We start from the raw sequence: 8,136 nt of genomic DNA on the forward strand, positions 1-8,136 counted from the left end.
CCCATTGCCAAGAGCGCGGTAATAGCGGTAATAACTGTTCAGCGACGCATCCGTCTGCTTCGACAGGAACTGCCGGAACAGGCAACGCACCGACGAAGCTGACTCCAGAGCCAGCTGAGCGATGAGGAGCCACGCCAACAGATGGCGCGTCGGCCTCGTCGCAGAATGGAACAAAGAAGAAAAAATCGTCAGGAGTCTGTTAACTGTCGGCTGACTGGTGTATAATTGAGACATCACGTAGCACCTCTCGTGTTTGGTTTGTGGTGAATCTATTATACACCAGCAGGGACTACGTGATTTTATTATGTCTCAAAAGCTGTAAACTGCTGTATATGTATAAATCGTGTAGACGATTCATGAATAATAGTGTATAATAGAATCTATAAAATTACGAGAAAATAAATTGGGCTCATATTCGTTGCCTTAAATAAAGGCAACGAATATGAGCCCAAAGAAAAATCAATGATGGGGGAAGGGTAATGGCAAGGACATTTAACGAAGATACGCGGGTAAAGATCCCCGCAACACTTCAATTTCTCAGGATTGGCTATGCCTATCAATCGATCAGCGATGCTGATATCGATTTTAATACCAAGATATTTGTCAATCGCTTCAAGCCTGCTCTTGAAAAAATCAACGGCAAGAGCTTTGAAAGTGCTGAGATCGAGGCACTTCTTTCTGAGATCCATACGCTGATTCGTAATAATGACCTTGGCCGTTCTTGGTATTTAAGGCTGATTGACGACTCGAATGATATTCGTCTCGTTGATTTCGATCATCCGGAAAATAATGACTTCGCCGTAGTTGACGAGCTGCCTTTTACCATTGAGAAGGATACAGAGGATGGTTCTTTCCGTCCGGATATCAATATTCTGATCAATGGTATGCCGCTGGCATTCCTTGAGGTCAAGAAGCCGAATAACGAGAACGGTATTCAGGCCGAGTTTAAGCGTATGACCAGTAATCGCCTGAAGAATCCTGCGTATCACAAGTTCTTCAATCTGATCCAGTTCGTATCGTTTTCCAACAACATGGAATACGAAAACGGTGACGACGCACAGGCAGAACTTGTCAAGGCCGGTTCTTTCTATAGTGCTCCGAATGGGTTAAAGACAAGATTTTCTTTCTTCCGAGAGAATTATAAGAATTACCATGAAGGCTATTCATACAGACCTCTGGATGATGATTTCTGCAAGGACATTATCCAGGACCTTGGTTATAGGCCTTCTATCTTTGACCTGCCGGAATTTCAGACAAACAACAGCGTCATGACGCCATGCAATCGCTTTATCACATCGTTCTACGACAGGAAGAGGATTCTATTTCTTCTGAAGTATGGTATCTGCTATCTGAAGGCAAGCAACAATCATCCTCCGGAGAAGCATATCATGCGCTATCCACAGTTCTTTGCCTCCCAAAGGCTTCTGGATCGCCTTGATAAGAATGAGAAGCGTGGCATCATCTGGCATTGCCAGGGATCCGGTAAGACAGAGCTTGCCGTATATCTGAACCGTATTCTCCATGATTACTACGCAAAGAAAAACATCATTACGAGATTCTATTTCGTTGTGGACCGCCTGGAACTGCTCCGTCAGGATAACGGTGAATTCTCAAACCGGTATCTGCAAGTTACGAATGCGAGTAGCCGGAAGGAGTTCTCGTCAGAGCTTAACAAGACGCTTCCGAAGACCTCCCTGGATGGCAAGATTGGAGAATTCGTAGTCGTCAATATCCAGAAGTTCGAAGAGGCGATTCCAAAGGCTGTCAACGAGTACAACACGAATATTCAGCGAGTCTTTTTTATTGATGAGGCACACAGGTCCTATGCCCTGAACGGCAGTTATTTCAAGAACCTGATCCTCTGTGATCCGAACGCTGTATTCGTCGCACTGACTGGAACACCGCTTCTTTCTAAGAAAGAGCGTTCGAACCTGAAATTCGGCGACTACATCCATAAGTATTTCTATGATGCATCGATTGCCGACGGCTACACGCTGCGTATCAAGAAAGAGAAGATCGATACCGTTGTAAAGTCGGATATCAAAGAAAATCTGGAACTGGAAGATCCGGATCTCAACTCTGCGGATGTCTATGAGTCCAATCCCTATATTGCCTATCTTGGGAAATACATCGAGAAAGATTTTAAAGGCTTTCGGCTCATCAACAGGGATAATTCGATCGGCGGCATGATCGTCTGCCGGTCGAATCCCCAGGCAAGGAAGCTTCACGAATGGTTCCAAAAGAATTCTCGTCTGTCCACGGGCCTTGTCATTACAGATGACGGCGATCCCCGCCAGGCTGAAGCAAATAAAAATAATCAGAACGACTTCAAGTATGAAGGTCATCCGGACCTTCTGATCGTTGAGTATATGTTGACGACTGGCTACGATGTGTCCCGTCTAAAGAAGATGTATCTTCTTCGCGGGCCGCATGCACAGGGGCTTTTGCAGACGATTTCCCGTGTGAATCGTCCGTATAAGAGTCCTGACGGTAAGGTCTATCATTACGGCTATATCACGGATTTCGTGGATATCGAAGAGGAGTACGACCGGACGCTTAACGAGTATCTGAAAGAGTTGGAGAACGACATCAATGATGTCGATGATGACGAAGATCATCATAACAGCCTTTCCGGCCTTCTCGTCGATGTGGATACCATCAGACAGAAGCTGAAGACGTATAGCGATACGTTAAAGTCCATCATTGACGAAAATAATCTGGAAGCGTATTCCAGAAAACTTTCGAATTTTAATAAGGATGCGCTTCTCAAGATCCGTCAGCAGCTGAAGGGCATCAAAGACTGCTACGTAGAGCTCATGCTCTCGAACGCGATGAAAGATGCCGCAGTGATTGATATCGAGCATATCAATAAGAAGCTCCACCTGACGCAGGAAAAGATCGACTTCATCAACTTAAAAGAAGAGCCTGTCCGGATGCTGGATCTCATCTCGGATGAAGAAGTCGTAGCGATCGTCTACGAGTTTATCAAGACTTCTGTATCTGTGATTGACCTCAGCCGTTTCAATCCAGAGGATGAACGCTATAAGAAGTTCAATAAGACTCTGAAGGATGTAAAACATGAGATTTCGAAGAACCGGAACAAGAATGACATCCGTATGGTGAGCCTGGATGCTGCGCTGCAACAGCTGTTTGCAAGGATGGATATTCATTCGATTGAAGACCTTGATTCGCTCTCTGGCGAGCTTGCAGAGATCCTTAAGAAGGCGGTAGCAATCAATGCGGAGAATGACCGCCTGGCAGCCAAGTATGACGGTAATTTTGGTCTTGTGAAGACCTATCAGGATATCATGTCCGACCGTCCGGAGCTTGATAATAAGGAGGTAGAAGCTGCTGTGAGCCTTGTATATGACAAGATCAAGGATGCGGTTGATGCGGATATTCTTGTTGTTCAGGGGCGTCAAGGCTTCATTGATGAGACAAAGAAGAAGGTTGTAAAGGAACTGTTGAAGTCTGGGCTATATAAGAAGCTTGGTCTTAAGGCGTGGTTGGAGACTCTTCTCTCCAACATGTACAGCAACCTGCAGAACTACAGATAAAGGAGACAAATAATGGCAGAACATAAGGATTATTACGCATTGGAAATGAAGATCGATCAGATGATCGATGAGCTGCAGGGCCTCTGCAGTCAGAATGGCCTTTCCAATACAGCCGCAGAGGAAGTCGTGGTTACGTCCGTATTCCTCTACAAGTTTCTCTCGGATAAATACATGCACAATATTGAAAAGTTCGCAGAGGAAATTGGAGAGAGTGTGGACGAAGTCCTTGCCAACGAGAACGACGAGCTGGATGCCTTCTATGACGCCTATCCGACGGATGTAGTCTTTCACAGCACGGATACGATCCAGGCTCTTATCAACAAGTCCGGTCAGCCAGGATTTGCGGCAATGTTCGATGACACTTTGGAACGTATTTCGAACTACCAGGAGAACGACAAGTTTAAGGTCTCTACAGCTGGAGGAGAAAAAGAGCCGCTGTTTACTCGTATTACGGAAAACATCATCGATAAGAGTAAGCGTGATGCCTTCGCAGTCGCCATCTTCGGCATCATCTCGGAATCCAAGTTCGATTTTAGTGATGCTTTCGGCGGCAACTTTGATTTTTACAGTACGATCTTTGAGTATCTGATTAAGAACTACAACGTAGCCAGCGGAACTTACGCCGAATATTTTACCCCGCAATCAGTTTCTTCGATTATTTCTAAGATCCTTGTGGGCATGTCCCAGGTCGATGACAACAAGCTTTATGATGTTCTGGATTGTGCTGCCGGTTCCGGTTCCTTGGTCCTGCACCTGGCCAATGAATTGGGCCATGGCAAGTTTGGCAACCGTGCCAGAGTTTACGCGCAGGATGTTTCGACAAAGTCAACCCGTTTCCTTCGCCTGAACATGATGCTGAACGGCCTGACGGAGTCTCTGGACAATATCGTCCAGGGGGATTCTCTGACCTCGCCGTCCCAGTATAATGTGAATCATGATCCATCTTCCGGTTATAAGAAATTTGATTACATCACGATCAATCCGCCGTTCAAGATGGATTTCTCTGCGACAAGAGACGAGATTGAGAGCAACTGGCAGGACACGGACCGCTTCTTTGCAGGTGTGCCGAAGATCCCGAAAAAGAAGAAGGAATCCATGGCAATTTATCTTCTGTTCATCCAGAATGTCCTCTGGGCACTGAAGGATAACGGTAGAGCTGCTATTGTATGCCCAACCGGATTTCTGACAGCACAGAGCCGAATCGAGAAGAAAATCCGGCAGCGTCTCATTGACGAAAATTGGCTGAAGGGCGTGGTTTCCATGCCTTCAAATATTTTTGCCAATACTGGTACGAACGTGTCGGTACTCTTTATCGATAAAACAAAGGGCGATGATGACAAAGTTATCCTAATCGATGCCTCGAAACTTGGCGAGAAGCGTAAGGAAGGCAAAAACCAGCGTACTGTGCTGCGTGATAACGAAATTAACCAGATCATTGATACGTTTATCAATCAGAAAGCGGAAGATGATTTTTCTGTTCTAGTAAGTACAAAAGATATCAAGAAAAAGAACTATTCTTTCTCTGCCGGTCAGTACTTCGAGGTCAAGATTGAGTATGTGGAGATGACTGAAGATGAATTCAACCAGAAGTTATCTGGTTATGTAAGCGACATCAGCAGACTTTGGAATGAAGGACATCAGATGGAAGCCGAGATCAAGAAAGATTTAGGAGGGCTTATTTATGAGAGAAAATAAAATGGTCTCTATGAAATCTCTCATTAAGAGCATATCTATGGGACCTTTTGGATCTGATGTCAAGGTCGAGTATTTAGTTGATAAAGGTGTTCCGTTTTTGGATGGAAGTAATTTGACTTCAGTGAAGATGAATGGAGATAATTTGCGCTTTGTAACTCGTGAAAAAGCAGATTCTCTTCAAAATGCGCTTGTTCATCCTGGAGATATTGTTGTTACTCATCGAGGAACTATTGGTCAGATATCGTATGTTCCTTATGATTTGCCATATGATGAGTTTTTAATTTCTCAAAGTCAATTTCGTGTCAGCTTGGATACAGATAAGGTAAATCCAATTTGGTTCGCATATTATTTTCATACGAATGAAGGCAAGAAACGGTTACTTTCGTTTGCAAATTATGTTGGCGTTCCTGCACTTGCAACAGCAACTACAAATTTTAGAAATTTAGAAATACCTTTACCTGAGAAGAAAATACAGGATGAGATTGCATCTATACTTGTGCATATTCAAGATAAAATCGAAATAAATAATAGCCTGTCTTATAAACTTGAATCCCTTGCCAGCATGATTTACGACTACTGGTTCCTTCAATTCGATTTTCCAGACGAGAACGGAAGGCCATACCGGTCTTCTGGTGGGAAGATGATATGGAACGCGGAACTGAAAAGAGAAATTCCGGAAGGATGGAAAGTAAAAGATATTGAGCATCTTTCGAAATGTGTCAAGGTTGGATTTGTTGGACCTGTAGATAAGTATTATTGTTCAGAAGAGGAGGGCATTCCTATTGTTCGTCCTGCAGAAATGACTACCGATGGAATAGATTATTCCTCGTTGAAATACATTACCCACGAGTTTTTTGAAAGAAATAAAAAATCACAAGTGCATTATGGAGATATTCTGATTTCTAGATGCGGTAAGGATGGAATTCCTAACATATATGATAAAAAATCTGATGCCCAGGTATTAAATGCAGTAATTATTGAGCCTGACGACAATACTCTTTTCCTCTATCAGACTTTAAAAACTGATTATTCTCAGAAACAGATAGAACTTGGAACTGGTGGATCCATTCAAGGGGTGATCAATACAAAAACTATGGCTCAAGTAAAGGTAATATGCAGTATGGACGTTATCAGAAGATATGAAATTACTATTCGAAAAGCATATCACCTTGTTAAATTATGCCATGAAGAAAATCGTCGCCTCGCATCTCTCCGTGACTTCCTTCTGCCTCTGTTGATGAACGGTCAAGTTACCTTCAAAGAAGCAGAATCGAAGATCAAACATTTCTCAGATTATCAGGCTGTTGCAGACCACAGTATGGTTGCAGAACAGGATACTGACTACGGCAAGAAGGGAGAGTGATATTTATGCCACGCGCAAAGAAAGACGCGAAGATATTAAATATCAAGCTCGCTACTCCGATTGCAGATCAAGAGGAGGCTAAGGACTGATATGGCAAAAGGAATTGTTTATGTGATGTCCTGTACGCAGGGGTTGCTTAAGATTGGCAAGACCGCTGCCAGCCAGTTCGAGAACCGGATGACTATGCTGGAATCGAATGGCTATCGGAACTTCAATGGGCTGAAACGGGAGTTTGCCGTCGAAGTAGCCGATTATGATGAGAAGGAGCATCTGATCCATCGGCTCTTTGACAAATCCCAGGTCAAGATTGGAGATAAAGGCATCGAGATGTTCGCCGTGGATCTTTCCTTGGTTATCGAGCTTCTAAAGGCCTTTGATGGCAAGCAGATCTTCCCGCAGGCGGAAGATGCACCAGCGCCAGTACAAAACAGCGAAATGTTGCCGCCGGATGGCTTGTATTACTTATCTACCAGCAAGAAAGGCTTTGGGCCGATAAAGGGAACGATGAAAATCACCCATAACCAGTGCATCGTATTGAAGGGCAGCACCTTCGCTCCTTGGACGGGACCAGAAAATGAGCTTGCGGTCCGAACCACCGCCAAAGTTGAAAACAACCAGCTTGTCGAAGATGTTGTTTGTGCTTCCGTATCGCTGGCCGCTGCTGTCTGCACTGGAAATCATCGCAATGGCTGGCTCAGCTGGAAAGATCATGCTGGGAACGTGATAAATATCTACCGCTCGCAGCATGGAGACCAGGGATAAAGGAGTGGATTTGATATGCCAAGGCAAAAGAAAGATGCCAAGATCTTAAATATAAAACTAGCGACACCCATCAACGAGAAGCTGGAACGCTTCTGTGCTGAGTCAGGGCAGTCCAAGACCGTTGCTGTGGAGCGGTTTCTAAACCGCTGCCTGGATGAATATTTCAGTCTACCGGAGGAAATCCGGAAGCCGCTAAACTAAACGAAAAACCGCTGTGAAGATCATATCTTATCATAGCGGCTTTTTTAGTCGTCAAGATTCTTCTAGAGAGACATTTCCCTGCGGTCATAAATCTTAAGGATTGCCTTGCCCCGCAGCTGTATCATCTCTGACATTTTTTCAAGGCATATATCGGATACATTGTAGCGGGGATGCTTCTGGAACTTAAAATGTAAAAGCTTACGAAGCTTCGCTGCGTGACGTGGCTGAATGAAGAGCTGTGCCTGCAGGTCAAAGGGAAGATATTTTCCTTCAATTGTTTTGATGTAGGCAGGGATATCTGCCATATTCCCTTTTGCGGCACCATAAAGAAGGGAAAAGCCATTATCGAAAATAGGGGCAGGAGAGATGTATTTCCCTGTGTTGTTATCCACGAGATAACCGAAATTTCCCAGATGCCGGTCACGATTGCATATCAAGGAGTCAAATAACATCAAATCCTGGTGATAAGGTAAAATATATTTCGCAAATTCAATTTCATAAAAAATAGACATAGTCTATTGCCGCTAGTACAATTAAGTTACCACACAAAATTCGTAA

Annotated in this window: 5 protein-coding genes and 1 pseudogene; 4 read left to right on the forward strand and 2 right to left on the reverse strand. The window is 44.1% G+C overall.

Annotation, left to right across the window (positions count from 1 at the left end; all coding sequences use genetic code 11):
• Positions 1-234, reverse strand: a pseudogene (locus T518_RS12480) (IS701 family transposase); the annotation flags it as partial.
• A gap of 245 nt (positions 235-479) precedes the next feature.
• On the opposite strand from T518_RS12480, the gene T518_RS10615 reads away from it, so the two are divergent.
• The 4 genes from T518_RS10615 (at position 480) to T518_RS10630 (ending at position 7,377) form a co-directional block, all read left to right on the forward strand.
• Positions 480-3,557 (forward strand): DEAD/DEAH box helicase family protein, encoded by a 3,078-nt coding sequence (locus T518_RS10615; RefSeq protein ID WP_036378779.1) that lies wholly within the window; start codon positions 480-482, stop codon positions 3,555-3,557.
• 12 nt (positions 3,558-3,569) lie between these two features.
• Entirely contained in the window at positions 3,570-5,252 is a 1,683-nt protein-coding gene (locus T518_RS10620) for an HsdM family class I SAM-dependent methyltransferase (RefSeq protein ID WP_051652316.1), read from the forward strand.
• Positions 5,239-6,615, forward strand: coding sequence for a restriction endonuclease subunit S (locus T518_RS11690; protein WP_072003602.1), 1,377 nt, complete (start codon positions 5,239-5,241; stop codon positions 6,613-6,615). Before T518_RS10620 ends, T518_RS11690 begins: the two co-directional genes overlap by 14 nt.
• A gap of 90 nt (positions 6,616-6,705) precedes the next feature.
• Positions 6,706-7,377 carry a GIY-YIG nuclease family protein gene (locus T518_RS10630; RefSeq protein WP_036378781.1) on the forward strand — a complete coding sequence of 224 codons (672 nt, stop codon included), beginning with the start codon at positions 6,706-6,708 and terminating at the stop codon, positions 7,375-7,377.
• Positions 7,378-7,640: 263 nt separating this feature from the next.
• Here T518_RS10630 and T518_RS10640 read toward each other — a convergent pair whose 3' ends face one another.
• Positions 7,641-8,090 carry a hypothetical protein gene (locus tag T518_RS10640; RefSeq protein ID WP_051652317.1) on the reverse strand — a complete coding sequence of 150 codons (450 nt, stop codon included), beginning with the start codon at positions 8,088-8,090 and terminating at the stop codon, positions 7,641-7,643.
• Positions 8,091-8,136 lie beyond the last annotated feature (46 nt).

It is taken from the genome of Mitsuokella jalaludinii DSM 13811 (assembly GCF_000702905.1).
In the GTDB taxonomy this organism is placed as follows: domain Bacteria; phylum Bacillota; class Negativicutes; order Selenomonadales; family Selenomonadaceae; genus Mitsuokella; species Mitsuokella jalaludinii.

What these genes read in the sequence shown, in the direction of transcription:
- T518_RS10615 (WP_036378779.1), top strand. Translation starts at nt 480, where the DNA reads ATGGCAAGGACATTTAACGAAGATACGCGGGTAAAGATCCCCGCAACA.
- T518_RS10620 (WP_051652316.1), top strand. Translation starts at nt 3,570, where the DNA reads ATGGCAGAACATAAGGATTATTACGCATTGGAAATGAAGATCGATCAG.
- T518_RS11690 (WP_072003602.1), top strand. Translation starts at nt 5,239, where the DNA reads ATGAGAGAAAATAAAATGGTCTCTATGAAATCTCTCATTAAGAGCATA.
- T518_RS10630 (WP_036378781.1), top strand. Translation starts at nt 6,706, where the DNA reads ATGGCAAAAGGAATTGTTTATGTGATGTCCTGTACGCAGGGGTTGCTT.
- T518_RS10640 (WP_051652317.1), bottom strand. Translation starts at nt 8,090, where the DNA reads ATGTCTATTTTTTATGAAATTGAATTTGCGAAATATATTTTACCTTAT.